At 63.9% G+C, this 22,600-nt stretch carries 28 protein-coding genes and 1 pseudogene; 5 read left to right on the top strand and 24 right to left on the bottom strand.

What is annotated here, in order from left to right; translation table 11 throughout:
• Nucleotides 1-211 precede the first annotated feature (211 nt).
• Both rplT and rpmI read right to left on the bottom strand, forming a co-directional pair.
• Nucleotides 212-577, bottom strand: a complete 366-nt coding sequence (rplT, locus tag KW83_RS04720; protein ID WP_036175383.1) for a 50S ribosomal protein L20 — start codon at nt 575-577, stop codon at nt 212-214.
• 13 nt (nt 578-590) lie between these two features.
• On the bottom strand, nt 591-791 hold the full coding sequence (gene rpmI / locus KW83_RS04715; RefSeq protein WP_036175381.1) for a 50S ribosomal protein L35: 201 nt from the start codon (nt 789-791) through the stop codon (nt 591-593).
• Between the two features lie 181 nt (nt 792-972).
• Here rpmI and KW83_RS21365 point away from each other — a divergent pair, with 181 nt between their 5' ends.
• Entirely contained in the window at nt 973-1,386 is a 414-nt protein-coding gene (locus KW83_RS21365; RefSeq protein ID WP_161785454.1) for a transposase, read from the top strand.
• On the top strand, nt 1,383-2,315 hold the full coding sequence (locus tag KW83_RS04710; protein ID WP_036173704.1) for an IS5 family transposase: 933 nt from the start codon (nt 1,383-1,385) through the stop codon (nt 2,313-2,315). Before KW83_RS21365 ends, KW83_RS04710 begins: the two co-directional genes overlap by 4 nt.
• 191 nt (nt 2,316-2,506) lie before the next feature.
• On the opposite strand, the gene KW83_RS04705 is transcribed toward KW83_RS04710, so the two are convergent.
• The 8 genes from KW83_RS04705 to KW83_RS04670 all read right to left on the bottom strand — a co-directional run bounded on the left by KW83_RS04705 (nt 2,507) and on the right by KW83_RS04670 (nt 10,198).
• Nucleotides 2,507-3,142 (bottom strand): DUF6441 family protein, encoded by a 636-nt coding sequence (locus tag KW83_RS04705; protein WP_036175379.1) that lies wholly within the window; start codon nt 3,140-3,142, stop codon nt 2,507-2,509.
• A complete protein-coding gene (locus KW83_RS04700) occupies nt 3,139-3,450 on the bottom strand; it encodes a head-tail joining protein (protein WP_036175377.1) in 312 nt (103 codons plus the stop codon). The genes KW83_RS04705 and KW83_RS04700 overlap by 4 nt, the downstream gene beginning before the upstream one ends.
• A complete protein-coding gene (locus tag KW83_RS04695; protein WP_036175375.1) occupies nt 3,450-3,785 on the bottom strand; it encodes a DUF2190 family protein in 336 nt (111 codons plus the stop codon). Before KW83_RS04695 ends, KW83_RS04700 begins: the two co-directional genes overlap by 1 nt.
• 79 nt (nt 3,786-3,864) lie before the next feature.
• Entirely contained in the window at nt 3,865-5,928 is a 2,064-nt protein-coding gene (locus KW83_RS04690) for a prohead protease/major capsid protein fusion protein (protein ID WP_036175373.1), read from the bottom strand.
• Between the two features lie 5 nt (nt 5,929-5,933).
• Nucleotides 5,934-7,490, bottom strand: a complete 1,557-nt coding sequence (locus tag KW83_RS04685) for a phage portal protein (protein WP_036175370.1) — start codon at nt 7,488-7,490, stop codon at nt 5,934-5,936.
• On the bottom strand, nt 7,490-7,699 hold the full coding sequence (locus tag KW83_RS04680; RefSeq protein ID WP_036175369.1) for a phage head-tail joining protein: 210 nt from the start codon (nt 7,697-7,699) through the stop codon (nt 7,490-7,492). Before KW83_RS04680 ends, KW83_RS04685 begins: the two co-directional genes overlap by 1 nt.
• A gap of 2 nt (nt 7,700-7,701) precedes the next feature.
• Nucleotides 7,702-9,684 carry a phage terminase large subunit family protein gene (locus KW83_RS04675; RefSeq protein ID WP_327203957.1) on the bottom strand — a complete coding sequence of 661 codons (1,983 nt, stop codon included), beginning with the start codon at nt 9,682-9,684 and terminating at the stop codon, nt 7,702-7,704.
• On the bottom strand, nt 9,638-10,198 hold the full coding sequence (locus KW83_RS04670) for a hypothetical protein (protein ID WP_036175366.1): 561 nt from the start codon (nt 10,196-10,198) through the stop codon (nt 9,638-9,640). Before KW83_RS04670 ends, KW83_RS04675 begins: the two co-directional genes overlap by 47 nt.
• A gap of 111 nt (nt 10,199-10,309) precedes the next feature.
• On the opposite strand from KW83_RS04670, the gene KW83_RS04665 reads away from it, so the two are divergent.
• From KW83_RS04665 to KW83_RS04655, 3 genes are all read left to right on the top strand, one after another.
• Nucleotides 10,310-10,579 carry a hypothetical protein gene (locus KW83_RS04665; protein WP_036175363.1) on the top strand — a complete coding sequence of 90 codons (270 nt, stop codon included), beginning with the start codon at nt 10,310-10,312 and terminating at the stop codon, nt 10,577-10,579.
• 5 nt (nt 10,580-10,584) lie between these two features.
• Nucleotides 10,585-10,773, top strand: coding sequence for a hypothetical protein (locus KW83_RS04660; RefSeq protein ID WP_036175360.1), 189 nt, complete (start codon nt 10,585-10,587; stop codon nt 10,771-10,773).
• Nucleotides 10,774-10,864: 91 nt separating this feature from the next.
• Nucleotides 10,865-11,386: a DUF3489 domain-containing protein gene (locus KW83_RS04655; RefSeq protein ID WP_036175357.1), complete on the top strand. Its 522-nt coding sequence runs from the start codon at nt 10,865-10,867 to the stop codon at nt 11,384-11,386.
• 47 nt (nt 11,387-11,433) lie between these two features.
• On the opposite strand, the gene KW83_RS20420 is transcribed toward KW83_RS04655, so the two are convergent.
• From KW83_RS20420 to KW83_RS04590, 14 genes and pseudogenes are all read right to left on the bottom strand, one after another.
• Nucleotides 11,434-11,832 carry a hypothetical protein gene (locus KW83_RS20420; protein ID WP_152563477.1) on the bottom strand — a complete coding sequence of 133 codons (399 nt, stop codon included), beginning with the start codon at nt 11,830-11,832 and terminating at the stop codon, nt 11,434-11,436.
• 48 nt (nt 11,833-11,880) lie between these two features.
• A complete protein-coding gene (locus tag KW83_RS04650; protein WP_036175354.1) occupies nt 11,881-12,345 on the bottom strand; it encodes a hypothetical protein in 465 nt (154 codons plus the stop codon).
• 88 nt (nt 12,346-12,433) lie between these two features.
• The gene (locus tag KW83_RS04645) at nt 12,434-12,658 is read right to left on the bottom strand and encodes a DUF7220 family protein (protein WP_036175351.1); all 225 of its coding nucleotides are present in this window, start codon (nt 12,656-12,658) and stop codon (nt 12,434-12,436) included.
• Nucleotides 12,655-13,137 (bottom strand): hypothetical protein, encoded by a 483-nt coding sequence (locus KW83_RS21360; protein WP_036175348.1) that lies wholly within the window; start codon nt 13,135-13,137, stop codon nt 12,655-12,657. The genes KW83_RS04645 and KW83_RS21360 overlap by 4 nt, the downstream gene beginning before the upstream one ends.
• A gap of 202 nt (nt 13,138-13,339) precedes the next feature.
• Nucleotides 13,340-13,732, bottom strand: a pseudogene (locus KW83_RS21355) (DNA cytosine methyltransferase); the annotation flags it as partial.
• 115 nt (nt 13,733-13,847) lie between these two features.
• On the bottom strand, nt 13,848-15,101 hold the full coding sequence (locus KW83_RS04630) for a site-specific DNA-methyltransferase (protein WP_036175342.1): 1,254 nt from the start codon (nt 15,099-15,101) through the stop codon (nt 13,848-13,850).
• A gap of 408 nt (nt 15,102-15,509) precedes the next feature.
• Entirely contained in the window at nt 15,510-15,890 is a 381-nt protein-coding gene (locus KW83_RS04625; RefSeq protein ID WP_036175339.1) for a DUF6362 family protein, read from the bottom strand.
• A complete protein-coding gene (locus KW83_RS04620) occupies nt 15,883-16,080 on the bottom strand; it encodes a hypothetical protein (protein ID WP_036175336.1) in 198 nt (65 codons plus the stop codon). The genes KW83_RS04625 and KW83_RS04620 overlap by 8 nt, the downstream gene beginning before the upstream one ends.
• The gene (locus KW83_RS04615) at nt 16,077-16,562 is read right to left on the bottom strand and encodes a hypothetical protein (protein WP_036175333.1); all 486 of its coding nucleotides are present in this window, start codon (nt 16,560-16,562) and stop codon (nt 16,077-16,079) included. Before KW83_RS04615 ends, KW83_RS04620 begins: the two co-directional genes overlap by 4 nt.
• A gap of 392 nt (nt 16,563-16,954) precedes the next feature.
• Nucleotides 16,955-19,225, bottom strand: coding sequence for a PriCT-2 domain-containing protein (locus KW83_RS04610; protein ID WP_036175329.1), 2,271 nt, complete (start codon nt 19,223-19,225; stop codon nt 16,955-16,957).
• Nucleotides 19,225-19,449: a DUF6511 domain-containing protein gene (locus KW83_RS04605; protein WP_036175326.1), complete on the bottom strand. Its 225-nt coding sequence runs from the start codon at nt 19,447-19,449 to the stop codon at nt 19,225-19,227. The genes KW83_RS04610 and KW83_RS04605 overlap by 1 nt, the downstream gene beginning before the upstream one ends.
• Nucleotides 19,446-21,185: a DEAD/DEAH box helicase gene (locus tag KW83_RS04600; RefSeq protein ID WP_081904467.1), complete on the bottom strand. Its 1,740-nt coding sequence runs from the start codon at nt 21,183-21,185 to the stop codon at nt 19,446-19,448. The genes KW83_RS04605 and KW83_RS04600 overlap by 4 nt, the downstream gene beginning before the upstream one ends.
• Nucleotides 21,179-22,183, bottom strand: coding sequence for a PDDEXK family nuclease (locus KW83_RS04595; protein WP_036175323.1), 1,005 nt, complete (start codon nt 22,181-22,183; stop codon nt 21,179-21,181). Before KW83_RS04595 ends, KW83_RS04600 begins: the two co-directional genes overlap by 7 nt.
• On the bottom strand, nt 22,183-22,545 hold the full coding sequence (locus tag KW83_RS04590) for a hypothetical protein (protein ID WP_036175320.1): 363 nt from the start codon (nt 22,543-22,545) through the stop codon (nt 22,183-22,185). The genes KW83_RS04595 and KW83_RS04590 overlap by 1 nt, the downstream gene beginning before the upstream one ends.
• Nucleotides 22,546-22,600: the final 55 nt, after the last annotated feature.

The raw sequence follows: 22,600 nt of genomic DNA, 5'->3' as shown, positions 1-22,600 counted from the left end.
AAGCGACAGCGCGGTGACCGCATAGATGCCAGTCCGACCTGTCGGGACATCCGCTGGACGACGCACTGGCGCGGGCCGGGCAGCCGCACGCCCGGGATAGACGAGCCGATATGCGCCGGTTTCGGCGATCCCCGTCCGGCATCGCAAGGCGCAAATACAAAGGGCCGTCCACCGAGGGACGGCCCCGGCAGGACTTCGGGTGCGCTCGGCGTCAGGCCGGTAGCGCGCCCCTGGCCTGCTCGACGATCGCCTTGAATGCCTCTGGCTCATGCACGGCGAGATCGGCCAGCACCTTGCGGTCGACCTCTATGCCCGCAAGCGTCAGTCCGTTGATGAAGCGTGAATAGGTCAGGCTCTCATCATGGGCGCGGACACCGGCGTTGATCCGCTGGATCCACAGGGCGCGAAAATTGCGCTTGCGGTTCTTGCGGTCGCGGGTGGCGTACTGGTTGGCCTTGTCGACGGCCTGGGTGGCCGTACGGAAGGCGTTCTTGCGACGGCCATAGTAGCCCTTCGCGGCCTTTACGATCTTCTTGTGGCGGGCGTGGGTGACGGTGCCGCCTTTGACGCGTGACATGGATCAGGCCTCCTTAGCGGGCGTAGGGCATGTAGGTCTTGGCGAGCTTCTGATCGGGCTCGCTCAGCACCTGGGTTCCGCGGGCGTCGCGGATGAACTTGTTCGACCGCTTGATCATCCCGTGCCGCTTGCCGGCTTGACCGCCCATGACCTTTCCGGTCGCGGTCACCTTGAAGCGCTTCTTGGCGCTCGACTTGGTCTTCATCTTGGGCATTTCCGTCTCCTTCCGGGGTTCGGTTCACCGCGGACTCGGCATGCCACATCGGCCGGCCCACGTGTCGGAAGCCGTCCCCCTAAAGCCATGGCGCGCGTTTTGCAAGGGCGGGGTCAGCTCACCAGGGCCGGAAGGGCCGGATGAACGCGGCGGGAACGTCGGCCAGACCGTAAGCCCGTGGATGCAGCACCAAGAGGCACGCCGCCAGCCCGCCGGTCAGCACGGAAAGATAATCACAGGTATCCATGAGAAAATGCAGAGCTTGCGGAAATGCTCATTCTGCTTGAAGTGGTCCCAGGAAATCGGACAGGTAGCTAAGGTGTATCCCGAACCTTTGGAGGGATACGAAATAGCGAAACGCCGGAAGTTCACGGATCAGTTCAAGGCAAAGGTCGCGCTCGAGGCGCTGCGAGGCGACAAGACGATCCAGGAGACTGCTGCGCGGCATCAGGTTCATCCGAACCAGGTAAGCGCTTGGAAGCGTCAGGCTGTCGACGGCATGGCAGACGTGTTTGCCCGTGGCAGGGCGTTGTTGCAGAACTCTAGCCGTAAAGGATTCACATCGGGAATTCATGCGCTTAGACGAGCAGCATGAGCAAGCCCAAGCCCGCCCGCTACCGCACGACGAACTGGTCCACCTACAACGATGCGCTCAGGAAGCGCGGGTCGCTGCTGATCTGGCTGGACAAGGAGATGACCTGGCACGCGCCGCATGAGGGACGCCCGGGGCGCCCCCCGGTCTTTTCGAATGCCGCGATACAGTTCTGCCTATCGATCAAGGTTCTGTTCAAGTTGCCGCTCAGACAGACTGCCGGGATGGTCGCCAGTCTGCTGCGACTCGCGGGGCTGGACTGGCCCGTTCCGGACTACTCGACCCTGTGCCGTAGGCAGAAGACCTTGAAGGTTCAGATCCCCTATCGCCGTGCTGGCGGGCCACTGAACCTGCTGGTTGATAGCACCGGCATCAAGTTCCTCGGCGATGGCGAGTGGCAGGCCCGGAAGCATGGCATTCAGGGTCGCCGCCAATGGCGCAAGGTGCATCTGGCGATGGACACCGCCACCTCGGATATCCTGGCCGTCGAGTTCACCCACAGCCGGGAAGGCGACAGCCCCGTCCTGCCGGACCTGTTGGGCCAGATCCCCGAAGACGAAGACATCGGCACCGTGACCGCGGACGGCGCCTACGACACCCGCCGCTGCCACGGCGCCGTCATCGCACGCGGTGGCACGGCAATCATACCCATCCGAAGGAACGGTCGGGCTTGGAAGGAGGACTGTCCGGCTGCCAAGGCACGCAACGAAACCCTGCGCGCCACGCGTCACTACGGTCGGGCGTTTTGGAAGCGGTGGACCGGATACCACGCCCGAAGCCGCGTGGAGGCCAAGATGCGATGCCTGAAGGCCTTCGGCGAGCGCATCGCCGCGAGAGACCCAGACCGCCAGACCGCCGAAATCCACATCCGTGTCGCCCTTATCAATCGCTTCAACGCGCTCGGCACCGCCGAGGTGGTCCGCGTGGCCTGAACCCGAACGGGAAAGGGACACTCACGCCTCAGGCGGCCTTTCTGCAACAAAACCGGTCTCTTGGATAGATTGGCTGCAAAAAGAGGCCCAGCGTACAAACTCAAGCGGGCTGTACGATATTCTTGAGATAGGAATTAAGCCAGCTTTCGAGAGAGTTGACGTAGTAGCCGAAAATCGTCAATGACCCTTCTCTAATATAGCTTTTGCCCCACCCAGTTCGCGACGATCAACCCCGGCACGCTGTCCAACGCTTGGTCAGCATCGCGGTCGAGATCAAGCCGCTTGTGCAGCTTGACCTGCGGGACCAGCAGGAAGATCGGAGCGGTGACTTGGTTTCGGCCGGTCTTCGCGCGCGAGGCCACAGCCTTACCGCGCTTGTTGATGCGAGCTCTGTCAGCTACGAGCAGGCTCGGACCTCGGCGGCGATAGACGAACCGCAGGCGCAGGCCGCGCCGCCGCTCCCATTCGCCCGGGGTGATCCGGCGACCACGCAGGCCTCGTCCTGCGGCTTCCGTCGGGATCGCGAGGTAGAAGCCTTCTTTCGAGCGGATCATCGGACCAGTGTCGTGGGCGCCCACGATGACCGGTGCTTTCGACCAGACCAGCGCCGCTGCATCGAGGCTTTCGCCTGCGCGCGGAAAAGTTTGATTGCGGATCGAGTTGGCAAGCCGTCGCCCGAGCCCCGCGCCGGTGATCTGCGTCCGCCACGAAGACTTCAACCCGGTCCCTGCCTCGCGCATCGCAGCGGTGACGGCCTTCTCGCCCGCCTTCACCTCGGCCTCCATGGCGGCGACAAGATCGGGCGTGATGTCGAGCTTCAGCTTCATGCCGGGCGCAGGTCCACGGTCCAGACCAGCCGCTCTCGGTCACGGACAGGCTCGCCCTGAATGAGAAAGGCCTCGCCGTCGATCTCCACGCGATCGCCGGGGCGTGGGTTCGCCACCTCGGCGACGCGAAGGTCGATCCGGGTTGTTTCAGACCAGAGCCGGGCGTCGCCAAAGTCGGTGATTGCATCAGCCTGCCGCGAGACGACGCGCACCAGAACGGGCGCACCACCATCGGAGGTGTAGACCGCCTCACGCCCGATGTTGGGATCTGAGAACAGTGCATCAACGATGGCGGCAAACGCCGTCATCAGAAGCTCGCGTTCAGGCGCACCCGGCCGATGGTGTCACCGGCTCCGCCAGCAACAGCTTCGGTGGCCACGCCGATCAAAGTGTTCGATGTGGCCACGCTTGTGGTGCGCTTGTTGGTGTCGTCCCAATAGACCTTGGCGCCAACGGTCCAGGCCTGCGAGCCAACCTTGGTGAGGTCGAATACGCCGGTCAGGGCGGCCTCAACGGGATCGTTCAGGGCGGCATCCCCGGCGGCAACGCCGAAGATGGAGCCGACGAGCAAGCCGTCGCCGGAGGTCACGGCATAGGGCGCGGTCAGGGTGATGGTGTTGCCGGGCTGGACGTAGTTTTTCATGTGCACGTTCCTTTGCAAACAGGAACGGGCGGCCCGATTGGACCGCCCGTCAGAGGTGAGATGTCAGGGATGACCCCGGTTATGCGCCCGGGTTCTTGTAGAGACCGCGCCAGTCGATCGCCTTGGCGCCGAAGTCGAGGCGGCACTTGATCTCGACCCCGTCGACGTCGAAGCCGTTGCGGGTCTCGATGTAGGCGCCTTGCTGGCCCTCGAGATAGGCGTATTCGATGGTGTCGATCTGGTTCGGGCTGGCCGCAAGATACCAGGCGGTTTCGCTGGCGGCGTCGAGGCGCGGCTCGCTGATCGGCGCAAGTGTGCGGATCGACTGCGGCACCACGCTAGACGTCGCGGCGGGGACAAGGTTCTGCGCAACCAGCTGCTCGGCCTTCAATTCCAGTGAGGCGGGCACGATCAGGAAGGCGGGACGGACATTCAGAACGGTCTTCTTGTCGAGGCCGGTCTGCTTGGCCATGGCGGCGCGGGCCGCGCCGACGCTGCTCACGTCGAGTGCTGCGCCGGTGCCCGCAAGGTTCTTATGGCTGTTGTGGAAGAGCGCGTTGCCGTCGGCCATCGCCGGGTTTGCGGTGATGATGCCCCAAACCACGTCCGACTCCAGCTGGGCGATGGAATTGCCGTACATCGCCGGGATGCGCGTGAAGGCGTCGAGATCGTCGTTGATCAGCGTCTGGCGCGTGATGGCGACCACCCGACCATAGGTTTTGACCTTGTAGCTCTCCTTGCTCTCACCCAGCGTGCCACGCTTGAACTCGCCGCTTTCGCTCACCTCCAGCAGCTGCGGCGCTTCGCCGAGCTGGACCCGGTGCATGGCCTTGAAGTCGGTCGCCAGAACCTGACGGCAGAACAGCATGAACGTTCGGGGATAGGCCTCGTAGGCCTGCCGCAGGGTCTTGTTGGTGACCGCCGAAAGGATCTCGGGGAAATCGGAAGTTGAATGCAGCGCGCGCGTAGCAACCTCGTCGCGCGACAGGCCGCGTGTGTTCACGCCAGCATTGCCGAGGCTTTCACGGGCCAGTTCTATGAGCGTCATGCCGCGATACTGGCGGGCGGCGTCCTCCAGCTGAAAGAGTGTCGGGCTATAGCGGTGCAGCAGCGCATTTGCGACGGCGTCGCGGCGGGTGACCTGTTCATCGCGGCCGCCCAGAGGGATCGATACCTGGCTGAAGGTGCGGGTTTCTTCGGACTTGGCGGCCACCTGATCGAGGATCAGACGGCGGGCTTCGCCAATATCGGTCCCGCGTTTCACCAGATCCTCGGCAAAGCTGCGTTCGAGGTTCAGACGTCCAGCCAGATCATAGATCGTGGAGACGCGATCACGCTCGGTTTCGCGCGCACGGGTCGCGACCGCTTCGGTGTCGGGTGCTGCGGCAGTGTCAGCCTTCTTCGATTGTGGCTGCGCGCGGGTCTCAACGGCAGCGGCAATCGGTTCTGCCGCAGCCGGTTTCGGTTCAGTCATCGTGGTGTCCTCGGTTTCAACCGGCTCGACCGGCTTTTGCGCTTGGGTTTCGGCGTCGTTCGCCGGATCATTGGATTTGTCCGTCATCGGGATGGCTCCTGTGTTGGTGGATGGGACGTCCCGGCGATGGAGGACGCAGTCATGAAGGGGGGATTGCGTGCGAAAGCCCGCAGCAGGATCCGCGCCAACGGGCACGGCGGAGACCTCGAAGGGCGTCCAGTCCACCGCGCGCCAAAGCTCGCGGGCCGCTTCGGGTTTCGAGACCTCAAAGCGATGGACCTGGTAGCCGATGGAGACCGCGCGGATGTGGCCGGCCTGGATGTCACGCCAGATCGGTTCGACATCGGCGCGCTCAGATATCCGGACCTGTGCGATGCCCCGGCCATTTTCGATCCGCGCCGAGCCCGGTACGACCGAGCCGATCACGGCATCCAGCGTGTCGACCTCGTGCACCTTCAGAAACGGCGCGCCCGCATTCAGACGGTCGAGCCGCACATGGTCCGGATCGAGGCTCAGTTCCTCGTCATAGGGCTCGCCGAACAGGGTCGAGCGGCGGACCCGCGCGCCCGCCGACCAGATCACCTCAACGGTGCGGGCGTCGGAATTGGCTGAGTTCGGCGCAAGCTCCGCCATCCGGCGCAAGGCCGGGATTTCGATCATCGTGTCCATATTGCTCAATCCTGTTGGTCGGCCTGCGCCGAGTCGGTGTCCGTGTCAGCGGCGGGCTTGTCGGCATCCAGATCATCGGCGGCCGGATCGCCGACCCCGTTATTGGATTGGGCGCTGCCGGTCTTGGTGACGCGGCGCGGGTCGCTGTCGAGCACCAACCCAAGGTCATCGAGTTTGGCGTTCGTGGCCGCGATTTCGGCCAGCACGGCGTCCGGGTTGCGGCCCTGCCGTGCGATCACCTCCGCGAGCGTCATGGTGCCAGAGCGGATCGACAAGAGGTTCGCCATCGCGTCCTTCTGTGGATCGACCGCCTCGAACTTCGGGGGCGACCATTCGACCGGTACATCAGGTGACGGTATCTGGCCCGCAGCCCACGCGGCTTCCGTGAACCAGCGCCAGACTGGGGTGCAGAACATCGGGATGAAGAGCTGCCACTGCACGGCGTCGATCTGGCGGCGGAACTCGACGAGGCCCGCCCGGATCGACGAATAGTTGACCTGGGACAGGTCCCCGGTCAGCAGCTCATAGGGCACCCGGAACCCGGCCGAGATCGTGTGCAGGCTCGCCCGCTTGTACTCGGCATAGCCTCCTGTGGCCGAGGGCTGGTTGAAGCGGATGTCTTTGCCGCCGCGGGCATAGGCGATCAGCCCCGGCTCGAATTGCTCGACCCGGTTGCCATCAGCATCCACCACGGAGGGCGCGATGCCCTGCTGGGCTTCATCGTCGCCAAAAACAATGGCCGTGACGCAGGCCTCGGTCTTCTTGCGGACCAGTTCGGCCACCTCGTAGTCGTCAAGGTCGCGCAAGCTGCGGATCACCGGTGCCCCCCATGGAACGCCGCGCGCCTGCGTGCGCTGTTTTTCATAGACGTGGGCGATCTCGGTCGCCGGGACCGAACGGCTCTGCAGGCCGTTCTGCAGCGCGCCGTAGGCATCGCCCGGATGCTCGGTATGCAACCAATAGGCCCGGCGCTTGCCGACCGGGTCGAACTCGATCCCTTGAACCAGCCGTCCCCCGCCGAGTACGCCGGATTTCGTGGCGTCGAGGAAGTCAGCCTCCAGCACCTGCACTTGCAGCGGCACCGGCAGCCCGTCGCTGGCGCGCCGCAGGCGGCGGCGCACCAGGACCTCGCCCGCCTCGACCATCTCGCGACAGATCAACGTTTGCAGACCATAGAAGTCGAGCTGGCCGTCGGCATCGGCCCTGTCCGACCATTGCGCGAAGAGCGCATCGACCTTGCGGTCCAGCTTGTCGTTGCCGCTCGCCGCGCGCGGCATGATGCCCGCGCCGACGATGTTGTTGACCAGCACCGCCACGGCCTTCGCCGCATGCGGGTTGTTGCGCACCAGATCGCGCATCCGGTCCCGCAAGAGCGCCCCGGCCACGCCGACCTCAGTGTCGGCCGAGGTGCCGGGCGCGCGCCAACCTTCGGTGCGCCGCCCCTTCGCGGCACCATCGTAGCCCCGCGTCAGGGTTTCAAACGCCTGCCTGGCAAGGACACGGCGGGCCGCAGTACGCGGGGCCACCGTGGCAATCGCATGATCAAACCAGTTGGCTGACATCAGCGATCTCCACGCGAGAAGCCCGCGAGGCCGGCGATCGGCAGCGGCTGTGTCGTCCCCGCGATAGCGCGTTCGATGGTGCGGATGCGCGCCAGCAGATCCTCTGCCGAGCCGTAGTCGACGGATTTGCCGTCATAGCTGACCCGTGTCGTGCCGCTGGCATAGGCTCGGCGCAGCGCCGACAGCTCGGTTTCCGTCCAGTTCGTCATGCTCAAAACCATCCTCCGCGCCGTCCAAGCCAGTCGGATTTGCGCTTGCCCTGCGACGTCTGCGCTTGCCTGTTGATCTGCCCCGCGGGGTCTGCGGAGACATCGGCCACCCCGAGCTGATCCTCAAGGTCGCGCCATTTCTCGTCCGTCCAGCGATCCGCTCCGGCGATCCAGGCGGCTGCGCGGGCATAGACGCGGCAGTCCAGCGCCTCGTTGCGTTCGCGCAGTTTCTGCCATTCAAGTCGGGCGAAGCCGCGCTTGGTGCGCACGGTGACCAGCTGTTCGGCCACGAACTGCTTCAGCCACTCGTTCTCGACCCAATGCGGCAGATGCACCGTGCCGGGTGAGAACGCCGCGCCGTTGGCGCGTTCCTCCTCGGTCGGCCGTTCCAGTCGCAGAAACCGATAGGTTTCGGCCTTGAAGGTCGATACCGCCACGGTCCAGAGGCGTGCCCCACGCCGCAGACGTTTGCCGCCCTCGGTCGCGTCCACATAAGTCGGTCCGGACACCGGGCTCGCGCGGTTGAAGCCTTCGACGCCTTTCACGGGCGCGACCTGCGCGAACCCTTGCGCCCGCGACCAGCCGTAGACCGCCGGGGCCTCATAGCCGGTGTCGATGGCAAGCCGCGCGATCTTCAAATGCGCGCGGCGTTCATGCGGCCATGTGCGATTCAGCAGCGCCGTCAGGTCGCTCCAAGCCTGATGCCGGTCCGGCCCGCCTTCGATGACAATGTGATCGACCAGCCAGCTTTCCAGTCCGCGCCCCCAGGCCCAGACATCGACCTCGATCCGGTCTTTCTGGACGTCGGCACCGGCGGTCAGGAACAACCCGCCCGCCGGGACAACGCCCGGTTTCCAGCGTTCGCGCTGGTCGTAGAGCCGCTGCCAGTCCGGTGCTTCCCCGGTCTCGACCCAGGTCTCGCCGAGGATCGTGTTCCGAAACGCCTTGATGGCCTCATCCGACCCTTGAGCCGCATCCCAGGCCCGTACGATCCGCTCCCAGCTCAGCCAACCGACGGGCGAATAGAGCGCCGAGAGGTGGTAGCCAACAGTGTTGGGATCTGCCGCCGTAGCGGTCGCCCGCCATTCGCCAGCCTCAAGCATGGCCGTCTTGTGATGTTCGGCGATGGGCTTGTCGCAGCCCTCGCAGTGATATTCCGCTAACTCTGGCTGCCCCTTTTCCCAGCGCAGGCGTTCGAATTTCAGCCACTGCATCGCGCCGCAATGCGGACAGGGCACAAAGAACCGGCGTTGGTCACTGGCCTCGTAGTCCCGTTCGATCCGGCTCATCCCCCGAATGGTCGGGGTCGAGACCAGGAACACCTTGCGCCGGTGCGCGAAAGTCAGCGAGCGCGCTTCCGCCAGCGTCACCGGATCGCCTTCCTCGTCGGCCGAGGCCGGATAGGCATCGACCTCGTCGAGGAAGATGTACCGCGCCGGGGTCGAGCGCAGCCCGACCGCCGAGTTCGCCCCCGTCATGATCAGGATGCCGCCCGCGAATTCCTTCGACAGCATTGTATTGCCCGCGTCCCGCGAGCGCGCCGGTTTGACCCGCTCCCGCAGTTCCGGGCTTTCGTCGATCAACGGATCGATCCGCTGTCGCGAGTTCCGTTTGGCCAGTTCCACCGTCGGCTGGACCGCCAACATCGGCCCCGGCGCCTGGTGGATCGCAAAGCCGATCCAGTTGTTGCCGGCCTCCGTGGCACCGACCTGCGCGGCCTTCATGAAGACGATCCGTTGGGTGGGATCGCCTGGGCTCAGCCGGTCCATGATTTCGCCCATGTAAGGCGTGCGCGCCGTGCGATACCGCCCGGGCTCAGCCGACGCGCGGCCTGAAAGCATGCGGTGCCGATCCGCCCATTGCGAAACCGTCAGGTCCGGATCCGGGGTGAGGCCTTCGCCCCAGGCGCGCAGGATTTCAGCCGCACCCTCGAAATCCTCATCGGAGATCGGGTTTGACCTCGGCAAGGTCGTCGAGCTGGGCACGGACGTGTTTCTCCAGAACCTTTTGCATTGCTGCGGGCTCAACGCCGAGGTCAGCAGCCATCAGCGCCGCTGCCCGCGCGGGCCAGTTGACCCAGACGTCCCGCTCCTGGCGCGCGAGCCGAAACACCAGCGACAGCGCGCGGGCCCGGTCGATCAACTCGCCTTTTAGCTTCTGCAGCCGGAGGCGGCGTTCCTGCGCCTTCAGCACTTCGTTCGCCGTCTTGGCCTGCAGGAACGTGGTGCCACCACCCACCGGCGGGGCAGACATTCCCTGTTCGCGAAGCGTTTCACCCACGGCCGAGACGGCAGCCTCGGATACAGGCTTGAGCTTCGGCTTCGGCGCTTTGCGGGTTTTCGACGGGTCGGTTGCCTGCGCACGCAGCGCATCGCTCGCCTCCGCGTCGATACTGCCATCGGAATGCAGAACCACTCGTCCCGTTGCCTTGGCCTTCTGGATGGCTCCGCGTGAGAGACCGACGCGGGCGGCGTATTGGCGCTCGCTCAGACCCTCCATGGAACGCTCCGATTATCATTCAAAATCATGTGCTTATGTAGTTGATAAGCCTCCGCACCAGAGCGAACGTGGTCCTACGAAAACGATGCAACTCACCACGGAGCCGCCACGATGACTCGCCTTAACCCACAGACAACGCCCCGCCATGAGCTTCGCGCCGAGAAAGCGCGTCGCAACAAAGAGGCGGCTGTAAACGCCTTCATCGGCAAGAAGGCCGAGATCGACGAGATGCTCGCCCGGCTACAGGGCCTCAGCGACGAACACTTCAACTGCCATCCCGACGAGATCGGCTGGGCCACGGTTGGCAGCCTCGAGCACTACGCCAGCCTCCTGAAGCGCATCACCGACAGCGCCTTTGGCGAAGGCGAATACGCGGAGTGACCCCGATGAGCAGCACCCTTGCAGAGCGCTACAACCTCGAGGTCAACCGCCTCATGCCACACATGGGCAGCGACCTGCAGGTCGATCCCAGCATCAACACCGCGAGCGAGATCGACGAGATCGTCTTTCGCCGCAGCGAATATCTCGGCGGCATGGCGGCCGTCCTCCTTGCCCTGATCGCGCGCGACAACTGAGCCTTCGCGCGTCGGTCCCGGCCCGCCCGAACGGCGGGCTCGCCTCGGTAGAAGCCACGCATTCCGCGCGGCTCAAACCGAAGAGGCACAGATGACCAAACTCACCGACACCCAAGCCATCATTCTCAGCGCAGCATCTCAACGCGACGGCCATATCGCCTTGCCGCTGCCCGACAGCCTGCGGGGCGGTGCCGCCGCAAAGGTGGTCGGCGCAATGCTCGCCAAAGGCTTCCTCGAGGAGGCCGAAGCGGACATTCGCAACGGCGAGCCCGTCTGGCGCGAAACCGGGGACGGTCACGGCGTCACGCTGATCGCCACCGACACAGGCCTCGCCGCCATTGGCATCGAGACCGACAGCACGGAGGTCAAACCGACCGAGGATGCAGCACCCAAGGCACGCGCGCCGCGCGTGGGCACCAAGCAGGCCACCCTAATCGCCATGTTGCGCGCGCCAGACGGGGCAACCATCGCAGAAATCATGGCCGCAACCGGATGGCAGTCACATACGGTGCGCGGTGCAATGTCCGGCGCGCTCAAGAAAAAGCTCGGGCTGAACATCACTTCGGAGAAGATAGAAGGACGTGGTCGGGTTTATCGAAACTGCAAAGAGTGATTGGCTGAGCCAATAGTCCAATTAGTTGGAGGATGTATCCCGATTGACTAAAACGGGATCTCGTCATCCGACGTGTTATTGCTCGCTTTCTCACGGAGTTTGCTGAGTTCTTCCTTAGGTGCGGAACTATTTCCATCAGTGAAGAATACTTCAAATCCGTATGAAGTGCGGCGGCGAACATGAGGCCTATTGTTCCCACGGTCCCACTCCGAAAGTTCATCGTAGGACGAGAACTGCGGACCTTTTGAGTATCCGCGTGACGCCATCGAAGCCCGCCAAGCATCGACCTCGTCTTGTTGCTCGGCGGCTTCGAGTTCGTCTTCAGTGGCCGTTCCCCACCAATTGGCCTTTTCTCGATTGCTTGCACGTAGGTACTGACGATTGTAGCCGTCAATGATGTCAACAGCGTCTGCACCCGCACCAAACACATCCTCGAAATCGCCCATATCGTTTCCGTCAGTTTTTCAACCCAATAAGACTTCTTGCGCCTAAGACTATTTCTCAATCATCCTACCGTCAGACGTCATCCACATTCCGTCACTGAAATAGGTATCATCACCACTGTCATCGATGGCGAACTCGTCATAGATCGCTTTCATTTCCCGAAGCGCCAATACAGAAATGTCTTCAAAACCCAGTCTATCAAGAATGGTCGCAGTGAGGTGAAGCAGGTCTTCTTTGTCAGGATAGACAGAAGACTCGATGTAAGGGCGTTCTGCGTGGTCCTTTTTCGTTGCAAACGCCATTTCACGATCCGCCAAAACCTGCACGGTTGCGCTGATCAATGCCTCTTGATCACCGTAGGCACGGTATTCTCCCGTGTCCTCCGAGGCCGTTGCCGTCATAATCCTGAAACCGTTGGCGTCAGAAATCAGCCTGTAGAAAACGTAAGGATCAGAGCAGATCCTGTACTCTTCTTGTTGGGAAGACAATTTGTTAGACTTCTGAATTATCGCCATGAATCCGGACCACGCTGTTTTCTGGCAGCTTACACTCTATCCGCGTTCAAACAACAGAACTTCGACCAAAGTAAGACGGTTCGGGGGTTCAATCTGCTTTGTGCATCCGGATCGCCTCGAACACCCGCCGGAGGGCGAAGGAACGCGCGATGCTCACCACGGTGAAAATCGCGCCCATCTTGAGGTTCTGCGCCAGCGTCGTATGCAGGCCGAAGATCGGGAAGATCAGGATCTGCGTGATGACCGCGACGCCGTAGCCGACAAGCACATTGGCGACGGCTTCGACCAGCGACATGAGGCGGGACTGTTTCATGCTGGCGCCTCATCCATCGGCCAGCAATTGAGCTGCAAGAGTTCGGAGCGCATGCGCGGCAACCAGTGGGACCACGCCGTTGCCGCAGAGCCGAAGGCGGTCCACCCGGTGGGCCAGCCCATCAGCGCCTCGACGAATGCTGGGTTCAGCGTCCGGCGCGGTTCGGAGGTATCGCTCCCAGCCGTCGGCGTCACCAGGACCTGGCGGCCAAGCAGGCCGTTCACCGGTGTGTTCGCCAATGTCGTCGCGCCGTCCTTGTGATCGCGCGCCGTCGGCGTCATCCACATCTGACTGGCGCTGGTCAGGTCGGCCGATTTGCGATTGCCCGCGCTCGGCTTGTTGCCGTCGGTCGCCATTGGCGTCGGCCAGTCCCGGGCCATCCCGTCCAGGCCCTTCTCGTTTTTCCGGGCACCGCCCCGACTGCGGAAGCTGTCGGTCTGGGGTGTTGGCCACATGGCGGCAGAGGTCGCCAGGTTCATCCCGTGTTTGCCCGCTTCTTGTGAGGGCGTTGGTTTCGTCTGCCGGTTCTCGTTGGCGCTCGCCCGTGGCGTCGGCCAGAGCCGCAGCAGCTCCGTCCGGTTCCCGCCACTCGACCGGGTCCCGGAGCAGGCGCGCGGGGTCGGCCAGTTCGCAGTCCGCTCGGTGCGCGAGGATGAAGAGCCGCTCGCGCTTGTGGGGCGCACCGACTTCCGCCGCCGTGAAGAGGCCCGTCGCAAGGCGGTAGCCCATGCCGACCAGTCCTCCGGCGACTTCGGGGAAGCCGAGGCGGAGATGATGGGCGACATTTTCGAGGAAGACGAAGGGCGGCTCGACCTCGCCAATGATGCGCGCGACATGTGGCCAGAGGTGGCGCGGGTCGTCCGCGCCCCGGCGCTTGCCCGCGACGGAGAACGGCTGGCACGGATAGCCCGCAGTGACGATGTCCACCGCGCCGCGCCACGGGCGGCCGTCGAAGGTTCCAACGTCGTCCCAGACAGGTGCCGGATCCAGGGCCGCCTCTTCCATCCGTGCCACGAGAATGGCCGCGGCGTAGGTTTCCCGTTCGACATGGCCCACAGTTCGATAACCGGGCATGGCGATGGTGAGCCCGAGGTCGAGCCCGCCTGCGCCGGAGCAGAGCGAGAGGCCGAACAGGTCTCCGACTCCGGAACCGTGTCCGGAGGAAGGTAAAGCCAGGTCATGCATCGCCTCAGCGTGGATTGGCCATGAGATCGGCGAAGCTCTCGCCGGTCCCGTCCAGCACGGCCTCTTGGCCGGTGAACTGCTGCCACCGCTGCACGGCGACATCGACATAGGCCGGGTTCAGTTCGATCCCGAGGCACACGCGGCCGGTGGTTTCCGCCGCGATCAGGGTGGTGCCAGATCCCATGAAGGGCTCGTAGACCGCTTGCCCCGGGCTTGAATTGTTGAGGATCGGCCGGCGCATGCATTCTACTGGCTTCTGAGTCCCGTGCACGGTTTCCGCGTCCTGATCCTTGTTCGCGATCTGCCAGAGTGTTGTCTGCTTGCGGTCACCCGCCCAGTGGCCCTTGCCGGTCTTCTTCACGGCATAGAGGCACGGCTCGTGCTGCCAGTGATAATCGCCGCGGCTCAGCACGAGGCGATCCTTGGCCCAGATGATCTGGGATCGGATGTTGAAGCCGGATGCCTCAAGGCTGTCGGCGACAGTGGTCGCATGCAGCGCGCCGTGCCAGACATAAGCCACATCACCCGGAAACAGCGCCCAGGCTTCCCGCCAGTCAGCACGGTCGTCATTCAGCACCCTGCCGGTGCGCCTGGTCGCGGCGGCCCCTGCCTTGTTGCGCCAGCCCGGATCGTATTCGACGCCGTAAGGCGGGTCGGTCACCATCAGCAGCGGTGTCACATCGCCGAGCAGTCGCTCGACGTCCGTGGCCACGGTCGCGTCTCCGCAGAGCAATCGATGCTTGCCGAGCAACCAGAGATCGCCGGGACGGCTGATCGGGGTTTCGGGGACCTCTGGAACATCGTCCTCGCCCTCGCGGGAGGCGGTTTCAGGATCGACCTCACCAGCCAACAGCGCTTCGAGTTCGGCATCGTCGAAACCGATGAGCGACAGGTCGTAGTCCTCGGCCATCAGATCGTTCAACTCGGCCGACAGCAGCGCCTCATCCCAGGTCCCGAGTTCCGTCAGCTTGTTGTCCGCGATCCGGTAAGCCCGGCGTTGCGCGTAGGTTAAATGCCCCAGTACGATCACCGGGGCCTCGGTCAGCCCTAGCTGCGTGGCGGCCAGCACCCGGCCATGGCCCGCGATCAGTTCTCCGTCATCAGCGACGAGGCACGGCACGGTCCAGCCGAACTCCGCCATGCTGGCAGCGATCTTCGAAACCTGATCCGCGCCATGCGCCTTCGCGTTGTTTGCGTAGGGCTGGAGCCTGGCCAGCGGCCACATCTCGATCGCGTCCGGGGCAAAGCTCAGGGTCATGCGGTTCGGTTCGCCTCAATCGGGTGGACTCCGGACACCGGCGGCCAGCCTGGACTCCACGAGGGGTCCAGCGGCCACCGGGTGTGTCCGGTGCCAAAGGTTTGTTTTGTTGTGGTTTTCAGAGGGTCGCGGGTGGATGCCTGCGCGGGGTGGCTTCCCAAAAAACCGGCCCTGTCGCTAGCGATATTGCGCGCTTCGCCCGCCCGTATACGTTTGGGGCCAGGAAGGACCCGTGAAGTCAGTGGGTTAGCGGTTTGGACCCGAACTGGACTCTGGACGCCGTGAGGGTATCCACCACGAAAAACGGGGAGAGCCGTCTTCCAACGCACTCTCCCCATCATGCCCTACGGGTAGCACGGAAATGTTGCATGTGTCGAACACAAAAGTGTTGCAACATATTGGAGTCGATCAGACATTCAGCCGCGACGCGATCTTGGTCAAGGCCAGCTTGTGCTTGCGCCATGCCGTTGTGCGGTCGACACCAAGCTCGCCGCTGATCTGCTTCCACGGCACGCGGGCGGCGCGAGACCAGATCAGCTTGCGCTCCTCCACCTCGATCCAGAGCACCCAGTCGAAGGTCTGCTCGAGCCGGGTGATGGCGGAGGCCGACGGCCAGACCCGCATCGGCTGTGGATCCATCGCCGCGATCTCTCGGGCAGACCTCACGATGTCTGGCCAGGCGTTGAAATACCCACGCGCCTTAACCGGTGGCAGCTTGCGCAGCGTGCGAAATGCTTCCTCGAAGTGGTCGGCGACATCGTCGGCGGTCCATGTCTTCTTCTCACCCATGGCGGACCTCCCCCATGGGGCGTGGCCCATAGAGCTTGGTGCCCAGCTGCTCGACGAGTTCGCGTTCCGGCCAGGTCAAGCGATGGTCATCAACCGAAACCGCCAGCACGCCTTGCTCGCGCCAGCCGTCACGCTTGACCTCTTCGGGTGAGCGGCGCTGGCCGCCGTAGCCTTTGGGGAAATAGCTCATGCCACACCTCCCTGCGTCTCGATCGCCCAATGCAGGATCGCGATGGCATCGGCCTCGTTGTCGTCGGCGGGGTTGAAGCCGCGGGCGCGTGCCGCGTCAATCATCGCCTGTTTCGGTGCGTTGCCTTTGCCAATGGCGTGGCGCTTGATGGTTCCGACGGGCACACCCTCGTAGGGAATACCCCTCAGCTCTGCCCAGCTGGTCAGCGACGCCATAAGCCCGCCGTAGACATGGGCTGCGTCGGTGCCGGCCTGACGACGCACCTCTTCAAACCAGATCGTGCCGACCGGGCCGCTCAGCCGATCCAGTTCTGTGAGCCAATTGGTGAAGCGCAGATAGCGCATTCCGCCACCATCGTAGCGTCCGGGTTTGAACGACGCGGTACCTGTGGTGACCAGCCCGTCAAAGCCACGAAGCGCCCAGCCCGTGGTAGTGCCAAGATCGAGCGCCAGGATGGGACGCAGTTTTTTTGATTGGGTCATGACGACCTCCTCCTCGATGTGCTGGACGCGGCGAGAAGACTGGCCGGTGAAGGCTGCGATCTCGCCAGGCCCCGAAGGGTGGTCTGGTCATGTCAGGTGCTGGGCGAATGATCCGCCCGGCACTTCTTTCAGTTTCTTCAGGCGGGCGACTTGAAGGAAGTCAAGCCCTAAGCCACTGACCTGTATAGGTAATATACCTTCTTTCAATATTTCAATTTTTTCATGGGGTACATCATCCTATTTCCAACCGCGCGCGCGAGGACACACACCTACAAGGCACCTCTTGAAAGATTGAAAGAAGTGAAGGAAGGCAAAACGCGTCATGTTTTCAGCCACTTGACCCTCAACTTCTTTCAATTGAAGAATGCCCGCGTTTGAAAGAAGCCCGCTTTTCAGCCCGACAGCCGATACACCATGGCCCGGCGCCCCCTGGTATCCCGCATGCCTGTGGTGATGTCGCCGCTTTCGATCAAAGTCAGCAGGATCTCGTCCCGGTCGCGCGCTTTCAGCCATTGGGAGGCCCGGGTGATCTCTGACTTGGTGATCCCCTTGGTACCAGCCGCGCGGATGATCTCTTTTAGTCGCTTCAGATGGGCCTCCGTTTCAGTATCGGCCACGTGCCGCTCGATGGCTTCCATCGTTCTGGCCGCGAAGTTCCGCACGAAACCTATGGCCCATTCCGCCGCGCCGAGATCGATTATGGGATGTGCCGGATCGCGACCGACGGCGACGATGAGCGACAGCTTGAGGGCATTTTCTCCGATCCGGGCAAGGATCGCGGTGAACGCCGTGCCCCGCGCCGCTCGCAATTCCTCTGTCAGTCCGGCGCTCAACTCCTTGAAACGGGCTTTGGCCTCATCCGACATTGGCACCGTGATCGGGTTCACCGCTGTTGTCTGGCCTGGGGTCATTCCGGTGAGATTGCCGCTTTGCAGACCACCTCCGGCCGCAAGGGTCTTGAGCCCGTGGATCAGCGCCGGGGGTGTCTGCCGAATGCCGGCAGCGAGGTTTTCATCAGGGTAATCCTCATCGCTGGGCAGGATGAGAAACCGGGCGAGCGATCCATCCACAACATTCGCGCCCTGCAGCGCGCCCCAGAAGTGAAGGGGTGTCGTCGTGCCATAAACACAGAGACAGGGTTGGTTGATGTCGCGCCGGTCATTCGATCCGTCCCGGTTGGCGTATTCGGCCCCCAGGAACACCCCGCCGGCCGCTGTGTAGAGTTCGGTCATGTTGTCGAGGATCTCGGTGATGTGGCGCGGGCTGCGCTTGCGATCCGCCGCGGCCGACAGGAACATGCCGAACTCGTCGATCTGAAACAAGATCGCGGGCTGGCGGTGCAGCGCCGTCAGGAGGCCTGCACCCGAAGCGATCTTGTTTCCGCCAAGGTGATGGGCGAGCCCGCCTTCAAAGAACACCTCGTTGATGATTTCCCGCGCGTGGTTCTTGCCCGAGCCGCTATCGGCGATGCCGACAATATAGAGGTTGGAGCGCAGATTGCTCTCGGTCCGGTAGTTCCGGCCCATGAGCGCGCCGATGGCGCAGAGACTTGCGCCGAGTGACAGAAGCGGCTGCGGTCGCCTTGCGGTCGACAGCATGTAGGCGGTCAGATCCCCGACCAGCCCGTCCGGCATATGTAGCGTGTAGGCGGCGTGATCGTCCCTTTCCGCGTGGGGCTCAGATGGGCTGCCCAACTGTGACAACAGCCCTGCAGCGGGGTGCGTTTCCACGCAGTCCGTGGATCCGTCAAGGCGCAGCGACGCGTCGGGCTTCCAGCCGCGCTCCAGGGCGAGATGATAGATCGACCCCGCGCCGATCCGGTCCGGTCTGAAGCTTGTCCAGGTCTTGAGCGTGGTCGCCGGTACATCCTTTGCGGCCTGTGCCGACCATTGCGCGAAGACATCCTCGCCGTCATCGCCAAGCGCGCCTTTAAGCGCCATGCCGATCCGCATCCAACTGTCGTAATCAAGCTCGGCATTCGGCAGGCATTCGAGAGCCGCTTGAATCGCCGGCAGCGTGCCTGTCTGGCTGTGCCCGGTGAGATGGGAGTGCACTGTGGGCGTCACCGCGAACCCGCGGTGGCGAACTGCGTCTGGAAGCATTGCCTGAGCCTCCTCGAGGAAGGCCAACGCCTTATCGGCCGTGATAGTCGGGAGGTCGGCGATATCGAGGTCAGCCAGGCCTTCCTCGGGCCAAGCATAGGGCGCGCCCGTATCGGGATGGGTGGCGTAGGCCAGAAACTGTTGTCCGAGACAGAGCACCTCTAGCGGATGGCGCTTGATGCCACGAAACGGCTCTGCCGCACGGTAGACCAGCAAACGCTTGGGGGCGCGTCCGATGCGCAGCGCCGGTGTGTCGCCAAGGCGATCGCGCGCCAGCTTCTCGATCTTCAACGCGAGCTCAGCATCCTCGGCGATGTCGATGTCGATGGCGGCAACCGCGCCACCGACGAGCCCGACGCCGCAATTGGGCCAGGCAGACCAAGTTGCGACTTCGACCTCGGTCGTCGGGCGCGCGGCATGGCGGTTCCACTCCGGGTAATCCACCCAAGCGCCACGCTGGAAACGGCCGGGTTTCTTGGTGCCGGGCGCAATGGGCAGGATGGCGTAGCCATTGGTGACAAGCCGCGCGCCGTAGCGCGCCATGTGGGAGGAGCTCTGCATCAGAAAGGCACCTCCGGCACCATGCCGTCGAGCCGGGTGCGATCCCGCGCGGCAAGCTCGCGCAGGTGATCGCAATAGCCGGTGACCACGACATCAATGAACTGATCCCATTCGGTCGCGCTCAAGGTCGTGAGATCGGATTTGCCGATGCTCTCCAGAAAGGCACCACCTTCCTGACCGCCAACGGTCATCGCCTCAGTCTCGTTGGGTGTAGGATCGATCATGCCCTTCCTCCCATGGCAGATGTTTTGACACGTCCGGCTACAGAGGGACTTGCGGCTTTGGTCGCGCCACGGGTCCGAGACGGGGAAGACAGGGTCGAACCAGCCAAACCCGCGAGGTTGCCGGTGGCAGACGGCGCAGAGGCCGTTGTGGAATGCGTGCATGGGTCAAACCTGTAGCCGGTGATCTCGAAAAACCGGCCCGACGGACGAACCGAGATGTGGCTGGGACGTGCCAAGCTGCGGGATAGCGTCAGGGCCTCGTTCACACTGCGCGGCACAGGCTGACCGGGCGCACGCTTGCGCCACCAGTCTTCTGCCTTTCGCCGCGCGTAGCCCTGATGCTCGAAGCAGATCCACTCCTGATAGGTCGTGAGCCCGCAGCTATAGGTCACTTTCAGGGAGGGCCGACCGCCCCGCTTGTCATGGCGGCTGTAGGACACGTTGCTCACGGCGACCCATTGCGGTGCCTTGGGCGACAGGACGGGCAAAGTGGCTGCGGTCGGCGCGATCTTCACCTCACGCGGCGGGAACACATAACCGCAATCCGGGCATTCCGCCGCCGAGAGGGCGACGATGCTATCGCAGTCCGGGCAGACCTTGGTCGGCGCCTCGCCCCCGCCGCCATCACCGGGGCGTTTGGGTCGCACCAGGTCGATCGGTCCGTGGCGACGGACATTGCCCGCGAAGTCCAGCACCAGGCAATTCTCCTTGCCGGGCGCGAGACGGGTGCCGCGCCCGACCATCTGCACATAGAGCCCGGCCGATTGCGTCGGGCGCAGCAGCGCGATCAGGTCGACACCGGGCGCGTTGAAGCCGGTGGTCAGCACGCCCATCGATGCGAGCGCCCGGATTTCGCCGCGCTTGAAGGCGGCAAGGATCGCATCGCGCTCGTCCTTTGGCGTGTCGCCAAAGATCGTGCGGCAACTGATGCCCTGGCGGCCGAACTCCTCTGCCACGTGGCGCGCATGCTCGACGCCCGAGCAGAAGGCCAGCCAGGATTTCCGATCGCGGCCATGCTTGATGATCTCGGTGACGGCCGCGCGGGTGATGGCGTCCTGATCGACCGCCGCCGCCAGATCGCGCGCAATGAAATCGCCAGCGCGGGTGCCCACCTTCGATACATCCAGCCGGGTGGCGGGCTGCTTCGAGACCAGAGGGCTCAGATACCCCGCATCGATCAGTTCGCGGACCGGGGCCTCATAGGCGATGTCGGTGAAGAGCGCATTCTGCCCCTCGTGCAGCATCCCGCAGTCGAGCCGGAACGGCGTGGCGGTTAGCCCGATCACCTTGAGCGCTGGGTTGATCGCCTTCAGCGCGTCGAGGAAGCGCCGATACATGGTGCTCGATTTTCCGGGGATCAGATGCGCCTCATCGATCAGCACCAGATCGGTGTGGCCAATCTCGGCCGCCCGGCGGTGGATCGACTGGATGCCGGCGAAAAGGATCCGCGCCTGCGCCTCGCGCTTGCCGAGGCCCGCCGAATAGATGCCCGCGGGCGCGTCCGGCCAGAGGCCGATCATCTCGGCATGGTTCTGGGCGATCAACTCGCGCACATGGGTCACGATAATGATGCGCTGGTCGGGCCAGGCCTTCAGGACGCCTTCGATGAAGGACGCCATGACGAGCGATTTGCCGCCCGCGGTCGGGATGACGACCAGCGGATTGCCGGTGTGGGTTTGGAAATAGCCGTAGATCGCCGTGATCGCGGCTTCTTGATAAGGGCGCAGGGTCAGCATGGCGCGGCCTCCGGGGAACGGGCGTCATTGGTCCAGGTCGAGCCATCGGCCATGCGGTAGGTGACGACATCGTCGCCCGCATCGATGACCTCGCCCGGGATGAGGTCGGGGATGAAGAGATGGCGGCCGCAGGCCGCGCGTTGCTCCGCCGGTCCGAGCATCCGGTCGTGGCGCGCACAGTGCCAACCACCGACGTCTTTGCTGGCCGCGCTTCCGGATGAAGAACCGGTATCCACTTCTTCTGGAAGCGCTCCGACGGGCGTCGCATGCAGGCAGGACCGGCAGGTTACCGCGACCCCACCGCCGTCATGGCAGGTCGCATGGTGATCGCAGAACCGGCATTCGAACCAGGCCGGGTCCTCGCTGATCCGCGCAGGCGGATGCTGGGCGAAGATGATGCGCCCCGCCTTCTCAAGAAGGCGTTCGGCCATAGCGTGGTCCGCCTCGATACGCTCGATATGCAGCGCGTCCGTGTCCTTGCAGACCGCGACGTAGAGGGCGCGCGTGATGCCTGTCAGGTGCATGTAGATTTGCATCTGCGCCGCGTGCTGGGGCTTGGCCAGAACGACACCCTTGGCGACCAACTCGTTGAAGCTCTTGACCGAATGGGTCTTGAACTCCAGCACATGCCAGGTCTTGGGCGCTTCCAAGAGTCCGAGGGCCACGCCATCGAGTGAGCCACCGAAATGCCCGCCATGGGCCTCGACCCGGAACTGGCGGCCGGTCTCGGGATCGACCTCAAGCACGGTTGCCCCGGTGGCACGCAGGTTGCGCACAACACGGTCCTCTTCCAGCTGACCCGTTTCGAAGAGGCGCAGCAGACGGCCGGAATGGCGCGCGGGCGTGATCCAGCGGAAGTCATACCAGAGCGCCCGGGCACAGGATTTGCCGATGATCGACGCCCCGAGGTGATCGCGGAAACCATCGCCCTGGCGGGTCTCATAATCGGCATAGATCGCCGTCAGCGTCGGCGTGGGGGCTTCGGGAAGCTCTGCCATCACAGACCCTCCCGTTCGCTGCGTGCCTGAGCCTCGGCCAGAATGCCATCCCAGGTGTCGGGATCATGGCGTTCCCGCAGGATGCCGATCAGCGCGTCCTTGAGTTTTTCGCGGCGACGGCGGCCAGTGCCTTGCGCCATCAGTTCGGCCCGCTCGCGGTATAAGTGGCGCAGGGCCGTGCGGGCCCGGTGGAACCAGTCCGGGTCGATTGGCCTCGCCCCGCGCTGGCGCGCCAGATCAGCGGTCGCGATCTGGGTGCGAATCTTGGCGATATCGTCGTCGAGTTCGATAAGACGCCGTTGATGTTCAGGCACGCCGGGGCTGTTCACAGCCGCAGGGGCTGCGTTGGTCATGTCAGTCATGGGAATTTCCTCAGATTGGGTTGCGCGCTGCCCCGACAGTCAGGGCGCAGGGCAG

It is taken from the genome of Palleronia rufa (assembly GCF_000743715.1).
GTDB classification, from domain to species: Bacteria; Pseudomonadota; Alphaproteobacteria; order Rhodobacterales; family Rhodobacteraceae; genus Palleronia; species Palleronia rufa.
This window is presented reverse-complemented; position numbering and strand designations above follow the sequence as displayed.

Bases quoted from the DNA above. Each gene is read 5' to 3' on its own strand.
- rplT (WP_036175383.1), bottom strand. From the start codon at position 577: ATGTCACGCGTCAAAGGCGGCACCGTCACCCACGCCCGCCACAAGAAG.
- rpmI (WP_036175381.1), bottom strand. From the start codon at position 791: ATGCCCAAGATGAAGACCAAGTCGAGCGCCAAGAAGCGCTTCAAGGTG.
- KW83_RS21365 (WP_161785454.1), top strand. From the start codon at position 973: ATGCAGCACCAAGAGGCACGCCGCCAGCCCGCCGGTCAGCACGGAAAG.
- KW83_RS04710 (WP_036173704.1), top strand. From the start codon at position 1,383: ATGAGCAAGCCCAAGCCCGCCCGCTACCGCACGACGAACTGGTCCACC.
- KW83_RS04705 (WP_036175379.1), bottom strand. From the start codon at position 3,142: ATGAAGCTGAAGCTCGACATCACGCCCGATCTTGTCGCCGCCATGGAG.
- KW83_RS04700 (WP_036175377.1), bottom strand. From the start codon at position 3,450: ATGACGGCGTTTGCCGCCATCGTTGATGCACTGTTCTCAGATCCCAAC.
- KW83_RS04695 (WP_036175375.1), bottom strand. From the start codon at position 3,785: ATGAAAAACTACGTCCAGCCCGGCAACACCATCACCCTGACCGCGCCC.
- KW83_RS04690 (WP_036175373.1), bottom strand. From the start codon at position 5,928: ATGGACACGATGATCGAAATCCCGGCCTTGCGCCGGATGGCGGAGCTT.
- KW83_RS04685 (WP_036175370.1), bottom strand. From the start codon at position 7,490: ATGTCAGCCAACTGGTTTGATCATGCGATTGCCACGGTGGCCCCGCGT.
- KW83_RS04680 (WP_036175369.1), bottom strand. From the start codon at position 7,699: ATGACGAACTGGACGGAAACCGAGCTGTCGGCGCTGCGCCGAGCCTAT.
- KW83_RS04670 (WP_036175366.1), bottom strand. From the start codon at position 10,198: ATGGAGGGTCTGAGCGAGCGCCAATACGCCGCCCGCGTCGGTCTCTCA.
- KW83_RS04665 (WP_036175363.1), top strand. From the start codon at position 10,310: ATGACTCGCCTTAACCCACAGACAACGCCCCGCCATGAGCTTCGCGCC.
- KW83_RS04660 (WP_036175360.1), top strand. From the start codon at position 10,585: ATGAGCAGCACCCTTGCAGAGCGCTACAACCTCGAGGTCAACCGCCTC.
- KW83_RS04655 (WP_036175357.1), top strand. From the start codon at position 10,865: ATGACCAAACTCACCGACACCCAAGCCATCATTCTCAGCGCAGCATCT.
- KW83_RS20420 (WP_152563477.1), bottom strand. From the start codon at position 11,832: ATGGGCGATTTCGAGGATGTGTTTGGTGCGGGTGCAGACGCTGTTGAC.
- KW83_RS04650 (WP_036175354.1), bottom strand. From the start codon at position 12,345: ATGGCGATAATTCAGAAGTCTAACAAATTGTCTTCCCAACAAGAAGAG.
- KW83_RS04645 (WP_036175351.1), bottom strand. From the start codon at position 12,658: ATGAAACAGTCCCGCCTCATGTCGCTGGTCGAAGCCGTCGCCAATGTG.
- KW83_RS21360 (WP_036175348.1), bottom strand. From the start codon at position 13,137: ATGAACCTGGCGACCTCTGCCGCCATGTGGCCAACACCCCAGACCGAC.
- KW83_RS04630 (WP_036175342.1), bottom strand. From the start codon at position 15,101: ATGACCCTGAGCTTTGCCCCGGACGCGATCGAGATGTGGCCGCTGGCC.
- KW83_RS04625 (WP_036175339.1), bottom strand. From the start codon at position 15,890: ATGGGTGAGAAGAAGACATGGACCGCCGACGATGTCGCCGACCACTTC.
- KW83_RS04620 (WP_036175336.1), bottom strand. From the start codon at position 16,080: ATGAGCTATTTCCCCAAAGGCTACGGCGGCCAGCGCCGCTCACCCGAA.
- KW83_RS04615 (WP_036175333.1), bottom strand. From the start codon at position 16,562: ATGACCCAATCAAAAAAACTGCGTCCCATCCTGGCGCTCGATCTTGGC.
- KW83_RS04610 (WP_036175329.1), bottom strand. From the start codon at position 19,225: ATGCAGAGCTCCTCCCACATGGCGCGCTACGGCGCGCGGCTTGTCACC.
- KW83_RS04605 (WP_036175326.1), bottom strand. From the start codon at position 19,449: ATGATCGATCCTACACCCAACGAGACTGAGGCGATGACCGTTGGCGGT.
- KW83_RS04600 (WP_081904467.1), bottom strand. From the start codon at position 21,185: ATGCTGACCCTGCGCCCTTATCAAGAAGCCGCGATCACGGCGATCTAC.
- KW83_RS04595 (WP_036175323.1), bottom strand. From the start codon at position 22,183: ATGGCAGAGCTTCCCGAAGCCCCCACGCCGACGCTGACGGCGATCTAT.
- KW83_RS04590 (WP_036175320.1), bottom strand. From the start codon at position 22,545: ATGACTGACATGACCAACGCAGCCCCTGCGGCTGTGAACAGCCCCGGC.